The sequence below is a fragment of the Methanoregula sp. UBA64 genome, assembly GCF_002502735.1.
Lineage (GTDB): Archaea > Halobacteriota > Methanomicrobia > Methanomicrobiales > Methanospirillaceae > Methanoregula.
Window position 1 is genome coordinate 674,989 of sequence record NZ_DAQC01000001.1, and the last position, 22,144, is coordinate 697,132.

Annotated in this window: 20 protein-coding genes; 13 read left to right on the forward strand and 7 right to left on the reverse strand. The window is 52.0% G+C overall.

The window, feature by feature from the left end:
* Nucleotides 1-4: 4 nt before the first annotated feature.
* From BP758_RS03275 to BP758_RS03300, 6 genes are all read right to left on the reverse strand, one after another.
* Nucleotides 5-1,798 carry an ATP-binding protein gene (locus BP758_RS03275; RefSeq protein ID WP_292368666.1) on the reverse strand — a complete coding sequence of 598 codons (1,794 nt, stop codon included), beginning with the start codon at nucleotides 1,796-1,798 and terminating at the stop codon, nucleotides 5-7.
* A 1,662-nt stretch (nucleotides 1,799-3,460) separates the two neighbouring features.
* Nucleotides 3,461-4,579 carry a helix-turn-helix domain-containing protein gene (locus tag BP758_RS03280; RefSeq protein ID WP_292368668.1) on the reverse strand — a complete coding sequence of 373 codons (1,119 nt, stop codon included), beginning with the start codon at nucleotides 4,577-4,579 and terminating at the stop codon, nucleotides 3,461-3,463.
* Entirely contained in the window at nucleotides 4,563-5,549 is a 987-nt protein-coding gene (locus tag BP758_RS03285; RefSeq protein ID WP_292368670.1) for a homoserine dehydrogenase, read from the reverse strand. The genes BP758_RS03280 and BP758_RS03285 overlap by 17 nt, the downstream gene beginning before the upstream one ends.
* Entirely contained in the window at nucleotides 5,546-6,037 is a 492-nt protein-coding gene (locus BP758_RS03290; RefSeq protein ID WP_292368672.1) for an amino acid-binding protein, read from the reverse strand. Before BP758_RS03290 ends, BP758_RS03285 begins: the two co-directional genes overlap by 4 nt.
* Nucleotides 6,038-6,127: 90 nt before the next feature.
* Nucleotides 6,128-6,940 (reverse strand): NAD(+)/NADH kinase, encoded by an 813-nt coding sequence (locus BP758_RS03295; protein WP_292368674.1) that lies wholly within the window; start codon nucleotides 6,938-6,940, stop codon nucleotides 6,128-6,130.
* Between the two features lie 6 nt (nucleotides 6,941-6,946).
* A complete protein-coding gene (locus tag BP758_RS03300) occupies nucleotides 6,947-7,723 on the reverse strand; it encodes a bifunctional fructose-bisphosphatase/inositol-phosphate phosphatase (RefSeq protein WP_292368676.1) in 777 nt (258 codons plus the stop codon).
* Nucleotides 7,724-7,828: 105 nt separating this feature from the next.
* Between BP758_RS03300 and BP758_RS03305 the strand changes: the two genes are divergently transcribed.
* Nucleotides 7,829-8,206, forward strand: a complete 378-nt coding sequence (locus BP758_RS03305; protein ID WP_292368678.1) for a translation initiation factor IF-5A — start codon at nucleotides 7,829-7,831, stop codon at nucleotides 8,204-8,206.
* 170 nt (nucleotides 8,207-8,376) lie between these two features.
* Here the strand turns inward: BP758_RS03305 and BP758_RS03310 are convergent, their stop codons facing one another.
* Nucleotides 8,377-9,228 (reverse strand): hypothetical protein, encoded by an 852-nt coding sequence (locus BP758_RS03310; RefSeq protein WP_292368680.1) that lies wholly within the window; start codon nucleotides 9,226-9,228, stop codon nucleotides 8,377-8,379.
* 239 nt (nucleotides 9,229-9,467) lie between these two features.
* On the opposite strand from BP758_RS03310, the gene BP758_RS03315 reads away from it, so the two are divergent.
* The 12 genes from BP758_RS03315 (at nucleotide 9,468) to BP758_RS03370 (ending at nucleotide 22,141) form a co-directional block, all read left to right on the forward strand.
* Nucleotides 9,468-10,073 (forward strand): flagellin, encoded by a 606-nt coding sequence (locus BP758_RS03315; protein ID WP_292368682.1) that lies wholly within the window; start codon nucleotides 9,468-9,470, stop codon nucleotides 10,071-10,073.
* A 304-nt stretch (nucleotides 10,074-10,377) separates the two neighbouring features.
* Nucleotides 10,378-11,292 (forward strand): hypothetical protein, encoded by a 915-nt coding sequence (locus BP758_RS03320; protein WP_292368684.1) that lies wholly within the window; start codon nucleotides 10,378-10,380, stop codon nucleotides 11,290-11,292.
* A gap of 3 nt (nucleotides 11,293-11,295) precedes the next feature.
* Complete coding sequence (locus BP758_RS03325) at nucleotides 11,296-11,808, forward strand: flagellin (protein WP_292368686.1); 513 nt, start codon at nucleotides 11,296-11,298, stop codon at nucleotides 11,806-11,808.
* 12 nt (nucleotides 11,809-11,820) lie between these two features.
* The gene (locus tag BP758_RS03330) at nucleotides 11,821-12,297 is read left to right on the forward strand and encodes a hypothetical protein (RefSeq protein ID WP_292368688.1); all 477 of its coding nucleotides are present in this window, start codon (nucleotides 11,821-11,823) and stop codon (nucleotides 12,295-12,297) included.
* A 14-nt stretch (nucleotides 12,298-12,311) separates the two neighbouring features.
* Nucleotides 12,312-13,046, forward strand: a complete 735-nt coding sequence (locus BP758_RS03335; RefSeq protein WP_292368690.1) for an ATPase domain-containing protein — start codon at nucleotides 12,312-12,314, stop codon at nucleotides 13,044-13,046.
* Between the two features lie 3 nt (nucleotides 13,047-13,049).
* A complete protein-coding gene (locus BP758_RS03340; protein WP_292368692.1) occupies nucleotides 13,050-14,915 on the forward strand; it encodes a type II/IV secretion system ATPase subunit in 1,866 nt (621 codons plus the stop codon).
* Between the two features lie 2 nt (nucleotides 14,916-14,917).
* Complete coding sequence (gene flaJ / locus BP758_RS03345; protein WP_292368694.1) at nucleotides 14,918-16,561, forward strand: archaellar assembly protein FlaJ; 1,644 nt, start codon at nucleotides 14,918-14,920, stop codon at nucleotides 16,559-16,561.
* A 1-nt stretch (nucleotide 16,562) separates the two neighbouring features.
* Complete coding sequence (locus BP758_RS03350) at nucleotides 16,563-17,816, forward strand: hypothetical protein (RefSeq protein ID WP_292368696.1); 1,254 nt, start codon at nucleotides 16,563-16,565, stop codon at nucleotides 17,814-17,816.
* A gap of 62 nt (nucleotides 17,817-17,878) precedes the next feature.
* Nucleotides 17,879-18,694, forward strand: a complete 816-nt coding sequence (locus tag BP758_RS03355) for a CheF family chemotaxis protein (protein ID WP_292368698.1) — start codon at nucleotides 17,879-17,881, stop codon at nucleotides 18,692-18,694.
* A gap of 61 nt (nucleotides 18,695-18,755) precedes the next feature.
* A complete protein-coding gene (locus tag BP758_RS03360) occupies nucleotides 18,756-19,118 on the forward strand; it encodes a response regulator (RefSeq protein WP_292368700.1) in 363 nt (120 codons plus the stop codon).
* Between the two features lie 5 nt (nucleotides 19,119-19,123).
* Complete coding sequence (gene cheB / locus BP758_RS03365) at nucleotides 19,124-20,167, forward strand: chemotaxis-specific protein-glutamate methyltransferase CheB (protein ID WP_292368701.1); 1,044 nt, start codon at nucleotides 19,124-19,126, stop codon at nucleotides 20,165-20,167.
* A 3-nt stretch (nucleotides 20,168-20,170) separates the two neighbouring features.
* Entirely contained in the window at nucleotides 20,171-22,141 is a 1,971-nt protein-coding gene (locus tag BP758_RS03370) for a chemotaxis protein CheA (RefSeq protein WP_292368703.1), read from the forward strand.
* The last annotated feature ends 3 nt before the right edge of the window (nucleotides 22,142-22,144 follow it).

Below are 22,144 nucleotides of genomic sequence, written 5' to 3' on the forward strand. Positions count from 1 at the left end.
GGCATTATGGCTGATATGGCTCTGACAGCTTGATGAGTCTGAGAATAAAATTTAATGTAGCATAGATTTCCAAAAGCATTTTATATTTTTCGGCATCCGACGCAGTCTCAAACCATTCTAACGTGGGATAGCCTTGTTTATGCTTTTTTACATTTACCAATAAATCATGAATTGCATAAACCATAACCCCAAATTCACGATTCCTGTTCTGAGCCTTATTTAGTTCATATGAGTTAAGCGATCTGTCATTCAGGAGAGGGTCAACTGTCAATATTGGATCTTTTATTGATGCGTTAATTGCAGTCCATCCATAGGCTGCGTTTGAAAGATCTTTGAGTTCATTTGTGGATAATCCAGTTCTTTGTTGGAGTAAGTCTATTAACGGTCTTGTTATACTGATATCAAAATCCAATTTACCATGTGAAGAAAATTTCCTTTCATAGTTTTGCAGGTCAATATCCATTCCTCTTTTATAGGAATTAAACAAGTTTTTCGCACCGGCCAATTCATCTGTTGTATCTGCTCGTGCATCTTTTTCAGATTTTATCTGTTTTTTAAGGGAGTCTAATACCTTTTTATCAGATTTTGATTGCTCATCAATGGGTTTTTTCATTATTGCCAGAGAGGGTTCATCTGGGAAACTCCGTTTTCTCTTGAGTCTATCGTTCGCTTTTTTTATTTCTTGTTCGGCATCATCGAGTTTTCCTTGTTCGGCTAATTTTTGGGCCTTTTCCACATATTTTGTGACCACTGTTTCGGATTGGTATCTGTTTTGCGCACCTAATTTTCCAATATATGCCCCGACTTCCCTTAAAAAATCCTCAAGGTTATCTGCAGATTCAAAATTATTGCGTGGGGCATTTTCACGGAAGTTTTTAGAGACAATATGAATTTCCCCAACTTGCCATTTATTATAGGACGTTTTACATTGTTTTACCACAAATGATGTATTCCCAATAGTGAAACCTTTCTTTTTAAAGATGACCCCCCCAATCTCATCAGAAATTAATTGATTATTTTTAGTCGTAACAAACCATGCAACAGCAATTTCTTCCCCATTTAGGACAAATTTGTGTTTAATGATTTCATCGAATGATGATATCGCCTTACGTGGAGGTCTAAAAATTTTCTCATTTTGAAACATTATCTCTGTTTTTTGGAGCTCAACTCCATTTTTCTTCAGATAATTATTAATTTCCTTCCCCTCCATGAAATTAGGATTAAAGGGTGCAGGAATATTATCCTCTAGATATCTTTGAATATCGTCTTTGGTGAAAACAGTTCTTAATTGGGGCAATATTCTCTCTAAGCGAATTATCGTATAGTGATCATTTGCTAATGATTCTTCGCGTCCCAACATCAATGTTTTAATTTCGCCGGTAACAGCGGATAACACTTCAAAAACATCTTTGTTTTTATCCATCTCTTCAAGAAGTTTATCACAATTAATTTCAATAAGGTACTTTTCACTGCCCTTAGCTTTTGTGATAATTGCCATCCGTTTACAAACAGATATACCACTCCATATTCCTATACCTCTCCACCCAACATCATCCTCCGTTTTTGATGACCAACCTAGGCGTAATGCATCCCTTAACTCCTCTTTTGTCATCCCTTTTGCGTCATCTTTAATGACGAGATTTTCAATCCCGTTTTCCAAATAAATCTCAATTTTGTCTGCTTTACAATCAATGCCATTCTGCACATATTCTCTGATACAATTAAGATTGCCATCGTAAAGTCCGCGAGTTATCGATTCCAACAAACGAACGCCAATGTCACCAGGTTCGAATTTCAAAAGGTCCCACTCCACTAATTATACTGAGTTAACAATCTTTGTTACAATAATGCTTGTGTTTTATTACTTACGTATAATCTGACAGGTATAATTTTTTTTATTCATAAATCACCATTTTTCTCGTATCCGGACATTTTGAAGTTATAATTTGGGATTTATGCGGTACAAATCTTTTCAAAAGAATTTATGACGCCACTCCACATAACCAAAGCGTCTAGATACGGGCCTCTGTTAAGGTTCGGTAAATGCATTTCTGTCATCAGCGATACCTCCCCCTCCTCGCTTCGGCTCGGAGTCGCTCGGGCGCCTCGTCGGGCCCTCGCTGGGCAAGTGAGAGGAAAGGGGTTTTAGGATCAAGGTAAGTGCGTAGCGCAAAACCCGACGAGGCGTTTTGCGCGTAGGGCATCGTTTATTTTCCGGATCAAACGGCCAGCCACACTTTTCTTTGAAAGTCCCGGTTGCGAGCTGGCAATTTCAAAAAAAGATCGATCGCGGTGCTGAGGTTTCCGGAAAATCTTCAGATCAGTTGCTGAGCTTTCCGGAAAAAGTCCGGGCCCGGACCTGAGCTTTCTAAAAAATCTTCAGATCGGTTGGTGCGGTTTTCAAAAAAAGTGCGGGGCGGGAGGTGGCGATTACAAAAAAAGAGCGGATCGGTTGCTGAGAATTATAAAAAAAGAACGGCACCACCCCCTCTTTTGCCCAACCCACGAATAATCATCAAATTCTTCGACGGAGACATATCGGAACAGGCATCTGTACATAAAAAAAGTCCGGCCATGGTGCTGAGCTTTACAAAAAAAGGTCAGGTCCCGGGTTGAGGTTTTCAAAAAAACAGCGGATCGGTTGCTGAGGATTTTAAAAAAAGTTCAGGTCCCGGGCTGAGCTTTTAAAAAAAAGAGCAGATCGGTTGCTGAGGATTCTAAAAAAAGGTCAGGTCCGGTGCTGAGCTTTGCAAAAAAAGAGCGGATCCGTTGCTGATGTTTTCAAAAAAATGTCCGGACCGCAACCCGGCACCTTCCAAAAATTCCCGGCCCTGACCCCCCATCCCCCACCAACGTTCCCAGATCCTCAAGCCCCCACCCCCTCCACCCTCAGCGAGAGGGGGGACTACCCCCCCACACTTCCACTAATCGGGGCACAGTTTCCCGTGGAACTCCGACGTGAACCCGTACGCAGGGAAAAACCGGGAAGGGGGGGTAGTCCCCCCACCCGGACAGTTCGGGACCCCCCCTCCCCCCGCCAATGTTCCCTGAGCCTCACGACCCCTCCCCCCTCCTCCCTCAGCATGAGGGGGGACTACCCCCCGGTTCCGGCACCGGAATGTGTGCTTCTGTGGGAGCCTTTCGTCGGACGAGGGGGGTGCCCCCTCCGTACCCTGATGGAGGTGGGGGTGGCCGATCGTACGAGTGGGAGGGGGTCACCCCTCTCCCATGTGCCCGGCCGGGCGGGGTGTCCCCTCCAAAATTATTGCCCACCCCCACCCTCCGGTTTTCTTTTTCCTCAAAACCGGCCCCATCCCTCAGGGTTTGTTCCGAAGAGGGGACTACCTCCCACTAAAAAAAAGATCCGTGTTGCATCACGGCAGCGTCATTCCGGTACGGCAAGGGCACCGGGTTTTATCGCGATCCGGCCCTTCCGGGTCCCGGGCAGACCTTCCCGGCCTCAGGAGCACGCTTCATCGATCTTCCGCAGCGGATCCATCTGGACCTCGTGCGGCAGCCGGGCCAGGGAAATCGCGCCCAGCGCCCCGATAACGCCCCGGCCCCCGTACAGGACAATGCCCGCCTTCCCCGCCATTGCTTCGGCAAAGCTCCGGTCCACCACCGTTTCACGCACACGCTGCCCGAACTCCCGGAGCAGGGGAGGGATTGTCATCCCCCGGTACAGGGCAATCCCCCATTCCGGGGAGAGAGCCTCGTTCTCCACAAACTCCCGGGCCTTTGCCATCACGTGATCGATCCGGGACGGCGGCACGGCAAGCTCGATGTAGCTCGCGGAATTCCCGGCGGTCTTCTCGGGGATGTTCTCAAAGAGCATCACGACATGGTGGCTGATGGGCAGCACCCCTTTCTCCGCAACCAGCCGGGTCAGGAGGGCAAGAGCAAGGGCAAACGTGGCGCCCCCTTCCTCAGTATCCGTATCGTCGACACCGATCGTCAGGTGCGCAAGGGCCCGGGTGCAGACGAGCCCTTCCACAATACCTTCGCGGACACCGGGCCGGACATTGAGAACGCCGTCCGCCCGGGACATCATGTCGGTCAGCGAGTACGCCGGTCCCCCGATACAGCGGATCCGCTGGACAATGCGGTCGCCCTCAAGGGAAATACCGGCGACCCCCACCGCCGCCCGGGGAGACAACCCGATCTCGATCTCGGCGTTCCCGGTCCGGGCGCACTCGCGCAACAGCGTCCCGTCGCGGTGGACGCTCGTAAGCACCCCGCCGGCCCGGGCATGGTGGAACCCGCAGAACGATGCGCAGGCCCCGCTCAGGCACTCGTGGAAGATCTCGACCCGCTCCCCGTCGGTTGTCGTAAAGATCCGCCGGCAGGTACTCTGCGGCACGGCAGAGATTGCGGCATACCGTGCAGCAGCCCGCCCGGACTTCTCCCTGCGGACAATAACGCAGCCCTCCCGGACCAGGCGGCTAATCCAGTCCTGCGCCGTGCTCCGCGGGATGCCGGCGGCTTTCTGGATATCGGTAACGGTAAAAAAGCCGGCGTCCTGCGTGAACTGGCGCATCAGGCGCAGGTATTCACGCCGGTGTTCAAGCACGCCTGCCATAATGGTCGCGGATGTAGAGGATGTCCCCGATAATTGCGCTTGCAGTCTCGACCGATCCGGCCCCTTTCCCGATCAGCGTGATCTCCTTTGCCATATCGGTTTCGAGCGTAAGGGCATTTAAGGAGCCTTCGACAACGAGCGGATGATCCTTTCCAATCATCCGGGGAGAGACCCGGAAGATCTTTTTACCCGGGATCGCCTCGGCAATCAGCCGGATCGTGCAGTCCCCGTCCTCGGCAAGCCGCAGGGCATCCGGCGTGAGCAGGTCGATTCCCGTCACATCGATATCGGAAAGTTTCGTCCCGCTGCCCCAGATCGTGTTTGCCAGGATCACCAGCTTGATCGCCGCATCGATCCCTTTCACATCGTAGGTCGGGTCTGCCTCGGCATACCCCATCTCCCGGGCTTCCATGAGCGCCTGCTCGTAGGTGAGTCCCTCTGCTGCCATCCTCGTTAAGATATAGTTGCAGGTCCCGTTGAGCACGCCCCGGACGGCGATGATCTCGTTCCCGCACAGCCCGTCTTCGAGCACATGCATGATCGGGATTGCCCCGCCGACCGTTGCCTCGTACCGCAGCGCCACGCCGTTCTTTTTGGCAAGGTCCGAGAGTTCGCGGTACGCAAGGGCAATGGGCCCCTTGTTCGAGGTCACGACATGCTTCTTCCGGGCAAGGGCTGCCCGGATATACCCGAGCGCCGGCTCGCCGGTAAGGGCATTGGTGGGCGTTACTTCGATCAGGACATCGTAATCGGCTTTTTTTACGATCTCTTCAGCGGAGACGGCCGGATCGCCGCAGGCTCCGGTCTTCTGTTTGGTTTCGAGCACTGCGGCAACATCGATTCCCGCATTGCAGATAAGCCCGCTTTTGGAATCCGCGATTCCCGTGACCGAGATCCCGAGGTCCTTATGGGCAATCATTTCCGCAATACCGCGTCCCACGGACCCAAGGCCGATCAGCGCTGCCTTCATGCGGTCTCCTCCAGGGGTTCGATTAAAAGAAGCGACTTCTCCCCCGCAACCCTGCGGAGAACCGCAACCGCAGAGTCCATGTCTTTGCGGTTCGTGGCCTTGATCGTGACCCGTGATGTTGAACGTTCGTTGATGGCGGGCATGCTCATCGAGATCTCGCAGACCTCGGCAAATCCCGTGGAATCGATCCGGTCTACCGTATCGGACAGGTCCGTGTGCATCAGGTGGCCGATCAGGATCACGGTGCGCTTGTAGAGCAGGCGTTCCTTTCCGATCCGCTGGATGTGGACGCCCTGCTCCTTCAGGAGAGCCACGAGCCGGTCGAGGCGGCCCTCGGGAAGGGCAAGCACGATCTGCACGTTTAAGGTATGACTGGTGGGATCCGGGTCGCGGTGGTGGATGACCGCAATGATGTTTCCCCCGACATCCGAGATCGGTTTGAGGGCTGCGACCAGCTGTCCGGGAGAATCCTTCATCTCAAGCTTCATGGAGACCTGCACGGGTTACCACCTTCGTAACAAAGAATGGGGTTGCCGAAAAAGAAAAGGCTTGTTCTTTTTGGTCGTCAGGCACCGGGTTTATAATTTCCGGAGTTTTTCGTCGACCTTTTCAAAGAAATTGCGGTAGGCATCGACAAAGAGGGCCGGCTGGTCGGACCGTTTTACCGCAAGCGTTGCCATGCACCCCAGCTCTACGGTCTTCTGACCGTCGATCACCAGTTTGGCCGGTTTCGAGCTCTCAAGCCGGATCTCTAAGCGGCGGTCGCTGCCGATAAAGTGCGGGCGGGAGGAAAGCATGTACGGGGCGAGCGGGACTACCAGGTAGCCTTCCATGCGGGGGTCGACAATCGGGCCCCCGGCGCTCATGGCATACGCGGTCGAGCCGGTAGGCGTGCTCACCAGGAGGCCGTCCGAGCGGAACTGTTCGGAGACCCTGCCGTCAATGACGATCGAGAACCGGAGCATCTTTGCCGGGCGGGTCGTGACAATGAGCGCCTCGTTTAAGGCCTCGCCGAGCGGCTGGTCGTTCATAAACAGCGAGAGCCGCATCCGCTTCTCGACCTCAAAGCCGGAGACCAGCGTCCGGATAAACTCCCATGCCTCGTCCGGTTCGAGATCGGCAAGGAACCCCACCTCACCGTGGTTGACCCCGATGATCGGGATCTGCGGGTTCATCTGCTGGACAGTGCGGAGGATCGTGCCGTCGCCGCCGATAACCACGGCAACATCCGCCACGACACTGCTGTACGGGACACCGGGTTCGCCCAGGCAGGCGGCCGTGTCCTGCTCGACAAGTACTTCTACCCCTTTCTTTACGAGGGCCTTATGGATCTGCCGTGCGCAGGACAGGGCGCCGGGCAGGTCGATCCGTGAGACTAACAGACACTTCATCGGAGATCACCGTAAATACTCGATAACCTTGTGGTGGAGCACGCCGTTTGTCGCAACAAGGCACCGGCCCACGGTCACTTCGTCAGGGAAACTGATGGGGGCGCCGTCGAGATCGGTCACTGAACCCCCGGCTTCGGTACAGATCAGCATCCCCGCCGCTGCATCGGTTACCCGCAGCGTACCCCGCAGATCGACAAATCCGTCGATCCGCCCGGCCCCGATATAGGAGAGTTCGAGTGCCGATGCCCCGAGCAGGCGCCAGCGCCGGATCTTGTGGCCGAGCTGCATCATCCGGGTAGGATCGAATTTCCTGCCGTACACGCTCATTGCCGCCTGGTCGAGGCGGGAGGTTGACGACACATGGATCGTTTTCCCGTTGCACCGTGCATACTTGCCCCGAATTGCCGTAAAGGTCTCTGCCGTTGCAAGATCCTGCACGAACGCCTGCTGGACCACGCCGTCCTTTGCCCATGCAAGGGAGAGGGCATAGAACGGGATCCCGGCAACGGCATTGTAGGTCCCGTCCACAGGGTCGAGGAAGATCGTCCCTTCCCCGCCTTCAACGGGCACCTTGCCTGCCTCCTCGCTGATCAACAGCGAACACAGTGCGTGTTCCCGGACATACTCAAGCACGCAGTCTTCCGCCACCTGGTCGATCTTCTCGGTGGGGGTGCGGTCGGCCCCCATGTGGAGCACCTTTCCGCCTTCCGGCGATCCTACCAGCGGGCGGACATTCTCGCGGACAAGGCATGCAATTTCTTTACAGGCAGAAAGGAAGGCCATAGTGATAAAAACCTCTAAATGCAGTCAGCGTTGTATTTATGTAAGGCAATAAAGATAAATTACTTCTGCGCTTAGGATATGGTTACGTTTTAGGATGTGAAGGTAATGAAGGAACAAACAGAAATCGGAAAGATAAAGGAAGGACGGTATATTGTCATCGAAGATGAACCCTGCAAGGTAGTCGGCCTTGCCACCTCCAAGCCCGGGAAACACGGCGCGGCAAAGGCACGGATCGACGCAGTCGGCATCTTTGATGGTGTCAAGCGGTCCATTGTATCGCCGGTCTCCACTAAAACCTACGTCCCCGTTGTCGAGAGGAAGAGCGGCCAGGTCATCTCCATTGCCGGCGATATGGCACAACTCATGGACATGAAAGACTACTCCAACTTCGAGATTGCCATCCCCGATGATAAGAAGGGCACCCTTGAGATTGGAAAAGAGATCATGTATATCGAGTCCATGGGTAAAAGGAAACTCGATTAAATAATCTTTATATCTCAAAAAAATACCTTTTATCGGTTGTAATTTTGTTGTTTTAGAAAAACAGATACATTCTTGCAGGATTTTTTATTATCCTGACGGGGTTTTTTCTGGTATTACCGGATTGATCTTTTGGTAATTCCTTTCCTCATTTGATGCGTCAGGCAGGTTCCCTAATACTTTCCAATATACTTCGTCGGGACAAGAACCTTGATTGTATAGGAATTGATGTACTGGGAATTGATGATGAAGTAATAACTGCGCTGTCCTTCATAGAACTTTTCGGTCCAGGGTCGGGGATCAGTGTTGCTGGCTGTGGGTGTTGCTGCAATTTCTGCATATTTTTGTTGAGTAGTACGAGTAACTGCGGGCGCCGACTGCTTATTTCCTGCCCAAAGGTCGGGATCTATTCCCCCAGGGGGTATTATACTCCTGACGATGCGGTTGGGATCGGTCGCATCCATCACCTGGATGGAAAAGACCGGATTTACTGCACTATAAGATCCTGAAATACCACTATGGGAGTAGGGATTCCCTAATGTAGGTTCAAATTTTTCACTATCGTAGCTTGACCCCGCAGACATTGGGCCAATATGGGGATCTATAGTATACTGTAATTCCCAATAGGGGAACGGGATATTCACGATCTGGGTCGTTCCGCTGTACTTCCCAGATATAGTTGCATATACCGTGCGATTGGTATCCGGGGGAGTTGCATTTATCCTTGTCCCTTGGGGGAGCGTTGAATTCGTAGAGATATGGTAGGATTCGGGACTGACAAAACCAACGGTCTGTGCCCTCTGGTTCCAGGTTGTCGGTATGGGGGCAGGAGTGGGAGGTGTGGTGGTAATACCAGTAACATTCGAATATATCACAAGAGGGGTCTCGGATATGATCGGTTCCGTCGTTGCCACGGGAATGCCGGTATTGACAGGCTGGCCGGTAGCTAAGGGTTTGATAACAAATGCTACTACAAGAATGATGCAAAAGGCCGCGATGATATACGTAATGTCCTTCTTATCCATAGGGTAATAAATGATTATTGGGTTGTCTAAACATTAAAAAGGGTATGCGGTATCTTTTTAAAACCGGGCCGGGAATCAAAGTTGCGAATTAGAGGAAATTTGATTTAATTGCACCTGTTTTGGAAAAAAAACCAGAATAATCTGGAATTCTCAAAAACTATTTATACGAACAATACTACTTTACAGTGTAGAGACGCTAGTTCTAACTAGTGTCTACTAAATTCACAAAAGGTGAAATCATGAGTTCGTTGAAATATAACGATGAAGGGTTCACCGGCCTTGAGGCAGCGATTGTACTTATTGCATTCGTTGTCGTTGCGGCGGTGTTCTCGTATGTGGTGCTTGGTGCCGGGTTCTTCACGACCCAAAAGGCTCAGGAGACTGTTCACACTAGTGTCCAGCAGGCTAGCTCGACGCTGGAAATTGTAGGGAATGTCTATGGGTCGACCGCGGCTGGCAGTACTAATGCAGGTATTACTAGTGTCAACTTTACCGTTGCACTAGCACCCGGCGGTACAGCTGTTGATTTTAGTAAGGTGGTCCTGACCTACAGTAATGCAACAGTATTACAAACGTTGAACCAGACTATGCCTACTAGCGGTAACTATCCGGTCACAGCCGCCCTATCGGCAGGGCACTGGGGCGTAACGGGAGTTAACAACGATGTGGGTACAAGCAACGACCTGCTTGAATCGGGCGAGCAGTTCCAAGTAACGGCAATGCCGCCCTACAACATCATGGCTAATGACCGGTTTACCATCGAAATCAAGCCCGCGGTCGGCGCTGCGTTTGATATCACTCGTTCAGTACCGGGCGGACTTAATCAGGTGAACCTTCTCTACTAATCTTTTTTTCATCACAAAATCCAGATATGTAGCAATGTAAAACAGTTACAGGGAACAGTTCTAAATTAAGATCCATCCCATAACCCCGATTCTACCCGATGACTCGTTGACTTTTTTTATAGATTTATTCAGCTACTATGAGATGAGGGGATTCTGAATGTCGATATAACCTCATCATAAATGAGGAAGATCCTCAACGGCAAAATAATTGTTTGGATTCTTAAAACACCAAATAATTTTGTACCTTACCCCGGGTACACGGGACAAAGTATATTAATGTAAAACAGGATAATAATGAAATGCTATGGCGGTAAATCAGGCTCAGGTCGATCATATCATTACCGCGGCTTCCGAGGACGATCCCGAGGTAAAGCTCCAGAACCTCGAACGGGAAGTTGACCTGATCAAGACCTCTATTAAGCGCCTGTTAATGGATATTAGGGAGCGGATGAACGAGCTGGAGAACCCGTTTACCCTGTCCGCTACTTCCGGGGGAGGCTCTGTTGCTGCTAACGGGGATGCCGACGCCGCCCACGAAGCAAAAAGAGCTGCACTCGATGCAAAAGAGGCTGCACTCGATGCACGGGAATCAACGCTTGATGCAGCCGATGCAGCAAAGGAAATGGAAGTTAAAGAGGCTCCAAAGAAAACCGAGTCAAAAACCCGGCCCGACAGCCCCGATCTGGCAGATGTCCATGATGAGAAACGTCTGTTCGAAGAACAGCAGATCATGGCACTGTTAAAATCACAGATCCCTCCGGCAACCGGCCATAAGACCGGCCAGAATGCACTTGCCAGCGAGAAACTCCGGCTCCAGAAAGTGTATAAACTGTTCAAATGGACAAACGGGGCCATCCGCAAATTCGGGCATGACCGGCTCGATATCATCCTTGAATCGTATCGGATTATGGGGTATATCTCCCGTGAATCCTGCGAGGAGATCAAAGAGATCTCGCATTTGATGCCTGCAAATCTTGGCGAGGAGCATGAGGTCGGGCCGGATGAGTTTGTATCCGAACTGTATTCGCTCAACCGGATCCTCTCTCCCAACGATTCATCACTTGACCGGGATATGATTGAGGTCATGATGGAACAGCGCCAGCAACTGCTGCCGGCAAGAGAGAAACCTGAGGGACTGGAAACAACCGCCAAGGATCGTGAAATTTCACGAAATGCCCACAAAGACGATGAATGGATGAACCTGCCGGACAGGATATAAGCAATGTCATCAGATACCTTTACTACTGCTCTCTTTTTGATCACTGCGGTAATTGCTGCAGGTGTTCTTATAAATGCAATATTCCCGGTTGTTTACCAGATGTCGGGTACATTTTCTTCAGCCAGTCATCAGGCAGACCAGAGACTCCGTACGGATTTTAAAATTGTTCTTGGAGTAGCAAACACCAGTCAGTATGCCAGGGTCTGGATGAAAAATACCGGCACTGAACCCATTCCTCTTGCAGATATTCAAAAATCAGATGTCATCTGCGGGGATGCCGGGAATTTTGGCAGATTATCTCTTGATTCATCCTCCAGCCAAATGAGTCCGAATACGTGGAGATATACGTTAGACAACCTCAATAGCAATAATTATTGGGATGCCGGGGAGACTCTGGAGATTGACGCATTGGCAACATCTATTGGAACAACTGACGGCAGCCCGGTGTACTTCCAGTTTATCTTACCAGACGGGACATGGAGATCAGATCAATTTACCGTGGGTGCAACTTCTTAAGGTGATCCCGGTATGGCAGTTGCAGATCTTATCGGGGCGGCAGTAGGGGTAATGCTTCTTGTAATCGTTGCCTACCTTCTTGTGGGGAGTACACTTTCCACCGCGGAGATTGTTACAAATGCCCAAAAAGCTGCTGCCCTTCAGGAGCAGACGCAATTACGAACAGATTTTTCCCTGGAAAACATAACCACGGAAAACTCGTTTATCAACTGTACTATTCACAATACAGGTAAGGAAGTTATATCCGATTTTAAACACATGGATGCTGTAGTTTATGACCGTAGTGCCAGAGACTTTCGGCTCTACCAGTACAGTACTGACGGTGGCCCCGGGACGTGGACAATCACCGATAAAGGTACTGAGGTGATCCATCCCTCCGAGCTCGATCCCGGTGAAGCATATCAGATATCTATCCAGACAACCGCGGATTCGCCTGCATGGTTCCAGATCACAACAGGGACTGGTGTTTATAATTCAAAAATATTATAACGGGGCAATATACCATGGCTACTGATCTCTCGGATCTCATGGGAGGGGAAGACCGGCAGATCATCTCGACCGGCAACAGCGAACTGGACAAGAAGATTGCCGACGGTCTTCCGGTTGGTTCCCTGACCCTGATCGAAGGGGAGAACGATACCGGGAAAAGCGTGCTTACCCAGCAAATCATCTGGGGTGCCATGAAACAGGGAATGTCGGTCGATCTATTTACCACGGAAAACACGAGCAAGAGTTTTATCAAGCAGATGGACTCGATGAGCTTGGATATCTCCGATTATTTTGCCTGGGGATATCTCAAAATTTTTCCCCTCCACGTGGTAGGTTTTGAATGGAAAAAAGAGGAAATGGAAGGTATCCTTGCACGGCTGATTTATTATATCCAGAACAGCAAGGCGCAGGTTGCGGTTGTCGATTCACTGACCCTGTTCACGGAATACGCAGAAACCGATACCATCCTCACCTTCTTTACCAACTGCAAATCCCTCGTGGATCACGGGAAAACGGTTCTCGTGACGCTCCATACCTATGCATTTGAGGAAGATACCCTTGTACGGATCCGTTCCATCTGCGATGCACACCTGAATATGAAAAAAGCCCTTGTCGGGGACAAGTACGTCATGGTCATGGAAGTAATCAAGGTCCGCGGCGCACGCAAGACCACCGGAAACCTTGTCAGTTTCGAAGTCCATCCGGGATACGGGATGAAGGTTATCCCGATGAGCTTTGCGAGGATCTGATCCATGAGTTCCCTCTCCGTTGCAATCAATCTGCCTTTCAAACCCGAACCGGTGGACATCGATGTCGACCTGTACGCGGATCTTGAATCGGATGCTCTTTTCAAGATGCTGCCGGCCAATGCAAAGGAGTACGTCCAGAACAGTCCGCACCTCCTGGAATACCTCCATACCTTCCCGGTGAACACGTACGGGATCCCGCTCTTTGTGTCGGAACTCACAAAGGATCTCCGTAATAATAAAAACCCGAACGTTATCTACCCGGTCAATGACACCACGTTCGTCCACATTCTTCCCGATCCGGACGATGTGAGGAATTACTATATCCCGATTGAACCCTCGTTTCTGCACAGTGTAAGCGACATTTTACCGGTAGTAGAGACAAAACTGATCGATCTTATCGATGGACTCGAAACAGATCCCACTACCGACAAGGAACGGGCGGATGTCATTAAAAAAATGCTTGCCACCATTGCCATTGTCAAGCCCCCGGGCGTCGATGTAGCAAGCCTGACAAAAAAGGACGTGCAGGCAGGCGGATCGTCAAAACTGATGACCTTTTTAAACACTGATTTTACCGCACAAAAAAAGATGAAATCCGGTAAGAAGAGCAAGAATATTCCCATCACGCCGGAAGGGAAGATTATTCTCTCCAAGGTGGAGTACCAGGCTATCGAGTATCTCCTTGTCCGGGACAAGATCGAAATGGGGGTCCTAAAGCCATTTCTCTCCGACAGTTATATCGAAGATATCTCCTGCGACGGTGTCGGGCCGATCTTTATCGAACACAAGGTTTTCAAAGGTCTGAAATCTGTTGTCGAGTTCAAGGTATCGAGCGAACTCGACGAATTTGTCGTAAAGGTTGCCGAACGGATCAAACGGCCCATTACCTACCGGAACCCGGTGGTCGACGCCACGCTTCCGGATGGTTCCCGTATCAACATTGTGTACGGCACGGCAATCTCAAAGCACGGCAGTAACTTTACCATCCGTAAGGTGAACGAAGTTCCCCTCTCCATCCTAAATATCGTCGAGAGCGGCGGCATAGACTATGTCTCTGCGGCATACCTGTGGATCTGTGTCGAGTACGGGATGTCCCTGTTCGTGAGTGGCGAAACGGCAAGCGGAAAGACAACGCTCCTGAATGCCATTACTACCTTCATTCCCCCCGAGAACAAGATCGTTACCATTGAAGATACACCTGAGCTCAATGTCCCGCACCGGAACTGGGTGCGGGAAGTCGCACTCGCCAAGGGTGGAGGCGAGAGCGGCGGGGCCGGTGGCGAAGTCACGATGTTCGACCTCCTTAAAGCTGCCCTTCGTCAGCGTCCCAACCAGATCCTTGTGGGTGAGATCCGAGGGGTAGAGGGGAGCGTGGCCTTTGGTGCAATGCAGACCGGGCACCCGGTCATGAGCACGTTCCACGCAGCATCGGTCGAAAAACTGATCCAGCGTCTCTGCGGGGATCCCATCAATATCCCGAAAACATATGTGGATAACCTCAACCTGGTCGTGATCCAGAGCGCAGTGAAACGGCCCGACGGGCAGACCGTGCGCCGGATGATCAGCTGCAACGAACTGGTCGGGTACAATGCCGAGACGGGAGGGTTTACCTTTGTCCAGATGTTTACCTGGGAACCGGTCTCCGATACCTTTGTCTGGACCGGGAAAGGCAGCTCGTTCCTTCTGGAAAACAAAATAGCATCGATGCTCGGTATCCCTGATAGCAAGAAAGCAGAAATTTACCTAGAAGTGGAGAAACGGGCAAAGATCCTCGAACGCCTTCACAAAGCCGGGTATATCAAGTTCTGGGACCTGTTCCACATGATAACAAAGATCAAGAAACAGGGGCTCCTCACCATCGGTGCGTAATTATGCCTGATGCGATCGCACCTCCAGAAGGAGACAAGGAAAAAGCAAAGCCTGCACGGGAGATCCCGTTCGCCTCGATGGTAAAAGGCATCAAGGAAAAACTGGCCTCCATCCAGGAAAAGAAGAAGATGGGCGCGGATCTTCTTTTCATGACCACCTACATGGCGTCGCTTGCGATCGCCAATGCAACGCGCCCCGAGATCTTTTCCTTTGCTGCCAACCGGCACGAGTACATCTCGGCAAAATACATTGGCAAAGTGGATACTTTTGTCAAAAAATGGAACTACAGTTATTCCGAAGCCCTTTCTATCGTTGCCGAACGAACCGAGAACGATATCCTCAGAAGCATGCTCAACCGGTATGCAAACTCCATCGATTCCGGTGTTCCGGACGAGGATTTCCTGAGTAACGAGCTTGCAACGGTCAGGAGCGTGTACCGGAACCAGCTGGAACAGGGGATGTCCATGCTCCAGAAATGGGGAGATGCTTATGTCGCCATGCTCCTTTCGGGGACCGTCATCGCCGTTATCATCATGATCTCCGTGGTGATCTATGCGCCCTCCGACATCCAGTCGACCTTCAACATGTCCTATGGGATCATCCTTGCAATCAGTGTCTTTGGCATCACCCTGATGTACACAACCGTCCCTGACGATCCAAAGAGCCACGGCCTGGTCGCACGCATGTCAAAAGAACAGGAGACCATTCGTGCCATGGAACGGATCATCGTCCCCCTGACCCTGGGGGTGGTTATCCTCCTCGCACTTCTTGGCGTTGCAGCCAGCATGATCTTTATTCTTGCCGGTATCCTGATGGCACCGATGGGGATCATCGGTTTTATCGATGATCTGAATATCACCCAGAGGGACAATGACTTCTCGGTCTTTATCAGGAGTTTTGGTGCGATCATGGGCGGCCAGGGGACGACCGCGGTGTACGCACTGGGAAGCATTGACCGGAAATCGCTTCCGGCGCTTGAACCGCTGGTAAATTCAGTCTATTCCAAACTCAATCTCGGCCTTGACGAAAAGCAGGTCTGGGACCGGTTTATCGGGGAGGCCGGGAGCAACCTGATCTACAAATACCTCAACATCTACCGGGATACCGTGGCACTGGGCGGTCCGCCGGAACCCATCGGTACGGTGGTGGGGTCCTCAATGCTCGAGCAGACCCTGCTCCGTGAGAAAAAAGACATGCTCTCCAAGGGGTTCATTGTCCTTCTCATACCCATGCATGTCGCCATGACCGGTCTCTTTGTGGCGCTCTACCAGATCCTTGTTGTACTGACCGATTCGGTGGCAAGTATGATGACAAAATTCCAGGAAGCGGCAGCTACATCAGGAGGACAGGGATCCGGGGCATCCATGAGTGGCGTCTTTGGTGGCGGAATGAACCTGTTTACCAATTTCCCCAAGGAGGCCATGCAGACCTATGTGTCCATCACGCTTGCAATCCTGACCGTATCGAATATTATTGCCGCCCGGATCGTTGGAGGAGGGGATCGATACATGTATTATTTCTACGCAGCAATATTCTGCACATTGACAGGTCTTGTCCTTCTCCTGGCACCGAGCGTGGTGGGGCTGTTCTTCAGCTCAGAAGCACTGACAAGCATCGGCAGCGGCGTAAGCGGGACGGGGGTATAACATGAAAGATAGTGTCCGCCGGTTGATCCTTTTTATAGCGATCGTGGGGCTCGGCTCGGTCCTGATCTTTGTCAATCTCCCCCTCATCGTTATGCTGCCGCTGGTGGTGGTTACCGGATTTGTCCTGCTCCTCGTCCTCGGTGCCGTTACTTTTGCGGAAATAAAAGCTGCATTTGCAAATATTTCCCTCAAAAAGCTCCGCAAGGGTTCCTCAAACAAACCGGAATCACCAGTTGCAGGGAGGGGGGCAAAGCCCGCTGCACCAAAAGAACCGGCTGCCAAAAAGCCGGCAAAAGCGGCCGAGGTTAAAATCCAGGAAAAAGGCGGGGGGATCAAAGGACATCTCGTATTGCTCGCTTCCTCGATTCACTCGTTAAAACATATCCTGACCGATCGCAAAAAACAGAGCAAAAAACCCGAAGAGATCAACAAACTTCTGGATCGCACGATCTCCGAGAAAGTTACGAAAAGTTCTCTGTCGGATAACGCAGCGTCGGTCCCGGCGTCGGGAACGGGCGGAGGCGGCGGAGCGCTCCCTGGCGGGAATGCCGATGAAACAGATCCGTTCCTGTCGTTATCCGGTGACGATCTCGATGCGGATCTCTTAAATGGTCTTGACGATACCGACCTTGACACATCTTCGGCCGCCGGGCTGGGCGGTGGTGCAGATCTTGCCCTTGCCGGCGGGCCCGGGGACGACAGCGATCTATCGATGCCGGATCTGGACATGCCCTCCGAACCAGACTCTGATGCAAATGCCGAGGCCGATGCGATCCTAAAAGCACATGCCGATCCCGGCGCGAACGACCTGGAAAACCTTGACGGGGGAGATGCAATCGATGCGAGCATGGGGGACCTGGACAATATTAACCTCGACGATATCGATCTGGGCGACGACAGCCCGGCAGATCCTGCGCCTTCTTCAGCACCGGCTGCGGCCCCGGCTCCGACATCCGCCGATCTGATACCGGCAACCCCGCTTACCCCTGCCGCCGAGCCGGATAACGACCAATCGGATATATCCTCGTTTGCAGCCGGAGGAAGTCCCGGCTCCGACGAGGATATGTTAAGTTCGCTTGCATCCGACATCAAACAGGTAAAAAAGGAAAAAAATGTCAGCCTCCTCCGCGAACTCAAGGATTTCAAGGCACCGGCAACAGATATCGAGCAGGAACTTCAGGATATGGCAGGTTTCCTCGACGGTGCCGGAAAAGGCAAGAAAAAGGAACCTCCTGCCCCGCAGGGAATAAAATAAACCTGTTCGGGTAATATATAAAAGAGAACAAATCTCCTGCAGATCAACATCCGTGAGCGCACATGAAAGAAATTCCCGTAAAAACCGAACATGAAGGCAAATGGATTGTGGTCAAGGCTGCGGTCGGCGATGACCGCATCGTCTTTCCCGCTCCCGTGAATAAGGAGATCCTTTTTAAATCCATCTTCGATCTTGACGAACGAAAGAGCATTCTTATCGTTTCAGCGAAGGGCAACCCTGAGACCATTATAAAAATCGCCAGCGTGGAAAAGGTCCTTGTTATCTTAAAGCGGCTGTTTCTGGCCAACTGCAATGCATACCGGCTCATGGCATATTTCATGTCCCCGGCTATCCGCGGCGGTGTCATGATCAAGAATGCCCAGTGGGAGAAGGGCAGCATTGTCGTCGTGAAAACAGGCATCTGGTTTGTCAGTGCGGTAAAACAGGTCTGTGTCCCGCTTACTGATGTCGCAGCAATTGAGCTGACAAAGCGGGACGTACAGGGAAAGCAGACCGATGTGGTCCGTATCGATCACGTGGAGTCCGGGGAAGTGGTGTCAAGCATGGTCCTTTGTCCGCTCTCCACGCTCCAGGTGCTTGCCAATTTCTTAAAAGATACCACAAAAGGCATTGATATGAAAGGGACCGAGCTGGACGCTCTCGACCAGCAGGTTGCAATGCTCGTATATTCCGGGATGGATTCCCATGCAATCGAGAATATGCTAAGCATCCCCCACAAGCAGCTCGACGGGATCTATGACCGGATTATCAAACTGGGAATTGCGGAAGTTATGACGATACGCCGGGAAGTCCAGCTTACGACGAAAGGCGTGCGATACATTTCCGATGCCACCAAAACCCAAACAAACCAAAATTAACCCCTGTTTTGTTCCACTATTCATTTATATCAGGATATACCAATATTCTGTCTGATATTCCATGGGAACCATTTTGATCGTGGACGATACACTCTTTATGCGAACCCTTCTCAAAAACATCCTCTTCTCCGGCGGCCATACCATTGCCGGCGAGGCTGCGAACGGGGAAGAAGCCGTTGCCAAGTACAAGGAACTCAAGCCCGACCTTGTTACGATGGATGTGGTCATGCCCAAGGTAAACGGGATCGAAGCCTTAAAGGCGATAAAACAGCTCGATCCTGCAGCCCGGGTTGTCATGTGTACTGCAGTCGGACAGGAGCAGATGGTCAAACTCGCGATAAAAACCGGTGCCAAAGGATATATTGTAAAGCCATTCCAGGCCCCAAAAGTCCTTGAAGAGATCAAAAACGTCCTTGCGTCCTGACGCTTATGGTAAAGGTTCTCATCGTCGATGACTCCGTATTGATGCGGACAGTCATCCGGGACATGCTGCAAAAAGATCCTTCCATCGAGATAGTGGGAACGGCAGCTAACGGGATTGAGGCACTGGAAAAGATAGACTCCCTCAAACCGGAGCTGATCACGCTCGATATCGAGATGCCGAAGATGAACGGTCTGGAGGTCCTGCGTGAACTCAAAACCGTCTCGTGGCACCCAAAAACCCTGATGTTCAGCTCGCTCACCTCAGAAGGTGCGGAGATGACGAACGAGGCCATCCGGCTGGGTGCAGACGATTTCATGCTCAAGCCAAAGGATGTCCCGCAGCTCCGGCTCATTGCTGACGAACTGGTTGCAACCATCCGTCACCTGACAACGGATCCGATGCCGTCGCCCCGCGAAGTGGCACCGCCGGTCCTGCCGCAGAACGGGAATTCCCAGCGGGTCGTCCTTATCGGCTCCTCTGCCGGAGGTCCGCCCATGCTGGACCAGCTTGTCTCAAAACTTCCCGCAGATCTCCCGGCGGGTGTCATCATTACCCAGCATATGCCGGTGGGATTTACCGCACCGCTTGCTGCCCGGTTCAACCGGATCTCAAAAATGCCGGTAAAAGAGACGGAAAACGGGGATATGATAAAGGACGGGATGATCTTTGTCTCCAAAGCCGGGGTCCACACCATGATCGGTACGGCGCTATCAGCAGACGGGAAAAAAACGGGCCGTATCATCCACTCCAGTGCCCCGCCGGTGCATGCCGTCCGTCCGGCGGTAGATAAAACCTTCGAATCTGCTGCGCAGGTATTCGGGAAAAATATTGTATCCGTGGTTTTGAGCGGAATGGGAAACGATGCCGGCGCTGGAGCATATGCAATAAAACAGGCCGGGGGAACAAGTATTATCTGTGATCAGAAGGACTGCCTTGTATACGGAATGGCACGCTCTGCAATCCAGAAAAATGCCGTTGACAAGGTCCTGCCCTTGGTAAAGATCCCGGATGCAATCGAGCGCATGGTAAGGCATATGGCGGAGAACTAAAAAATGTCGGAATTTGAACAGTACCGGTCCCTTTTTGTTGCAGAATCCAGGGAAAACCATGAAAACCTGGTCAATAACATGCTGGAACTGGAAAAAGGATCCGATCAGACTGCAATCGACGAGATCTTCAGGTCCATCCATACGCTCAAGGGTTCGTCTGCCTCGATGGGTTTTGCCGACATGGAGCGCCTCTGCCACACCATGGAGGATGTCTTCCAGCTCATAAGGAACGGCACCGCAGTAATTACGGAGGATCTGAGCAACATTCTCCTTGCCTGTACCGATCTGATAGAGGAGATGCTGGACGACATCGAGTCCGGGGGGGATTCTTCAGCCAAAAACCCGGACGAACTGGTGGGGCAGCTCAAAGGGTGGCTCGAACAGCACAATGCCGGCGGACAGGAACACCCAAAACCGCAGGTATCTCAAAAAGCACCCGCCGCAGATGACGGGGTTGCACCCGACTCCCCGGAATCACCGGCTGAAGGGGCGGGTCCGGTATATGTCATGACCGTCACCGTTGCCCCCGACTGCATGATGAAGGATGTCCGGGCCCTGATAGCAATACAGAACCTTGAGGTGCTCGGCACCATCCGGTCCATGCAGCCGTCAAAAGAGGCAATCGATGAAGGAAATTTTGACGGGACCGTTCACCTTGTCATAGCGAGCGAAGCCGGCGAGGAAGCCCTCAGGACCGCTGCGCTCGGGACCGAGATCGCCTCTGTCGAGCTCAAAATCGAGGAAACGCCGGCGGCACCTGCGGGAACCGGAGCTGCAGCAGTAAAAAAGGCACCGGATGCGGAGAAAAAGCAGCAGCCCGCTGCGGCAGATAAAAACCGGGAGATCAAGAACCTTCGCGTGGATATCACGCAGCTCGACCATATCATGAACCTTGTCGAGGACCTGGTGATCAACCGCGGCCGGCTCAAACAGATCGCAGAGGAGCATAAGATAAAAGAGATGGACGAGGCGATCAGCATGGTGGAGCGCTCGGTCTCGGAGCTCCAGAGCCTGATGATGACCATCCGCATGATCCCGCTCTCCCATATCTTCAACCGCCTGCCCCGGGTCGTTCGCGACGTTGCCCAGTACGACCACAAGGAAGTGGAGTTCATCATGGAGGGCGGGGAGACGGAGCTTGACCGGAGCGTCATGGACGGTCTCAACGATCCCCTCCTCCACCTGATCAGGAATGCCGTAAATCACGGGATAGAATCCCCCGAGGTCCGGGAAAAAGCCGGAAAGCCGCGGAAAGGTACGGTCCGGCTTCTGGCACACCGGGACCGGGACAATGTGATCATCGAGCTGACCGATGACGGCGCCGGCATCAATGTCGAAAAAGTCAAGAAAAAAGCCGTGGATAAAGGGCTGATCACCGCAGAAGTTGCTGCGACACTCACGGTAGAACAGGCCATCGATCTGCTCTTCCAGCCGGGATTCTCCACTGCGGATAAGATCACGGACATCTCGGGCAGGGGTGTCGGCCTCGACGTAGTAAAACGGTCCATTGAATCGCTCAAAGGCACCATCAAGGTAGAGACCAGTCCCGGGAAAGGCAGTACCTTTGAACTGCTCCTTCCGCCCACCATGGCAATCGTCGATGTGATGATTGTACGGATCTGCAGCCGGCGCCTTGCAATACCGATCAGCAGCATCGTGGAAGTGGCGAATTTCAAAAAGGACGGTATGCACCGGATCGGGAAAGGCGACGTTACCATGCTTCGGGATGAAGTGCTCCAGATCCTCTGGCTTAACGAGATGGTCGGGAGTTCGGACCGGTGCGAGATACTCATTGTTGTCCAGTACCAGAAACGGAAATGCTGTATTCCTGTCGATGCCGTTGAGGGCAAGCAGGAAGTTGTGGTAAAACCGCTGAGCAGTTTTATCGGAACCACAAAAGGGATCAGCGGGGTGACCATTCTCGGAGACGGGGATGTTGTGCCGGTTCTCGATATAAACACAATGCAGGAATGATCG

Coding starts and splice junctions, on each gene's coding strand:
- BP758_RS03280 (WP_292368668.1), bottom strand. CDS start 4,579: ATGGCAGGCGTGCTTGAACACCGGCGTGAATACCTGCGCCTGATGCGC.
- BP758_RS03285 (WP_292368670.1), bottom strand. CDS start 5,549: ATGAAGGCAGCGCTGATCGGCCTTGGGTCCGTGGGACGCGGTATTGCG.
- BP758_RS03290 (WP_292368672.1), bottom strand. CDS start 6,037: ATGAAGCTTGAGATGAAGGATTCTCCCGGACAGCTGGTCGCAGCCCTC.
- BP758_RS03295 (WP_292368674.1), bottom strand. CDS start 6,940: ATGAAGTGTCTGTTAGTCTCACGGATCGACCTGCCCGGCGCCCTGTCC.
- BP758_RS03300 (WP_292368676.1), bottom strand. CDS start 7,723: ATGGCCTTCCTTTCTGCCTGTAAAGAAATTGCATGCCTTGTCCGCGAG.
- BP758_RS03305 (WP_292368678.1), top strand. CDS start 7,829: ATGAAGGAACAAACAGAAATCGGAAAGATAAAGGAAGGACGGTATATT.
- BP758_RS03310 (WP_292368680.1), bottom strand. CDS start 9,228: ATGGATAAGAAGGACATTACGTATATCATCGCGGCCTTTTGCATCATT.
- BP758_RS03315 (WP_292368682.1), top strand. CDS start 9,468: ATGAGTTCGTTGAAATATAACGATGAAGGGTTCACCGGCCTTGAGGCA.
- BP758_RS03320 (WP_292368684.1), top strand. CDS start 10,378: ATGGCGGTAAATCAGGCTCAGGTCGATCATATCATTACCGCGGCTTCC.
- BP758_RS03325 (WP_292368686.1), top strand. CDS start 11,296: ATGTCATCAGATACCTTTACTACTGCTCTCTTTTTGATCACTGCGGTA.
- BP758_RS03330 (WP_292368688.1), top strand. CDS start 11,821: ATGGCAGTTGCAGATCTTATCGGGGCGGCAGTAGGGGTAATGCTTCTT.
- BP758_RS03335 (WP_292368690.1), top strand. CDS start 12,312: ATGGCTACTGATCTCTCGGATCTCATGGGAGGGGAAGACCGGCAGATC.
- BP758_RS03340 (WP_292368692.1), top strand. CDS start 13,050: ATGAGTTCCCTCTCCGTTGCAATCAATCTGCCTTTCAAACCCGAACCG.
- flaJ (WP_292368694.1), top strand. CDS start 14,918: ATGCCTGATGCGATCGCACCTCCAGAAGGAGACAAGGAAAAAGCAAAG.
- BP758_RS03350 (WP_292368696.1), top strand. CDS start 16,563: ATGAAAGATAGTGTCCGCCGGTTGATCCTTTTTATAGCGATCGTGGGG.
- BP758_RS03355 (WP_292368698.1), top strand. CDS start 17,879: ATGAAAGAAATTCCCGTAAAAACCGAACATGAAGGCAAATGGATTGTG.
- BP758_RS03360 (WP_292368700.1), top strand. CDS start 18,756: ATGGGAACCATTTTGATCGTGGACGATACACTCTTTATGCGAACCCTT.
- cheB (WP_292368701.1), top strand. CDS start 19,124: ATGGTAAAGGTTCTCATCGTCGATGACTCCGTATTGATGCGGACAGTC.
- BP758_RS03370 (WP_292368703.1), top strand. CDS start 20,171: ATGTCGGAATTTGAACAGTACCGGTCCCTTTTTGTTGCAGAATCCAGG.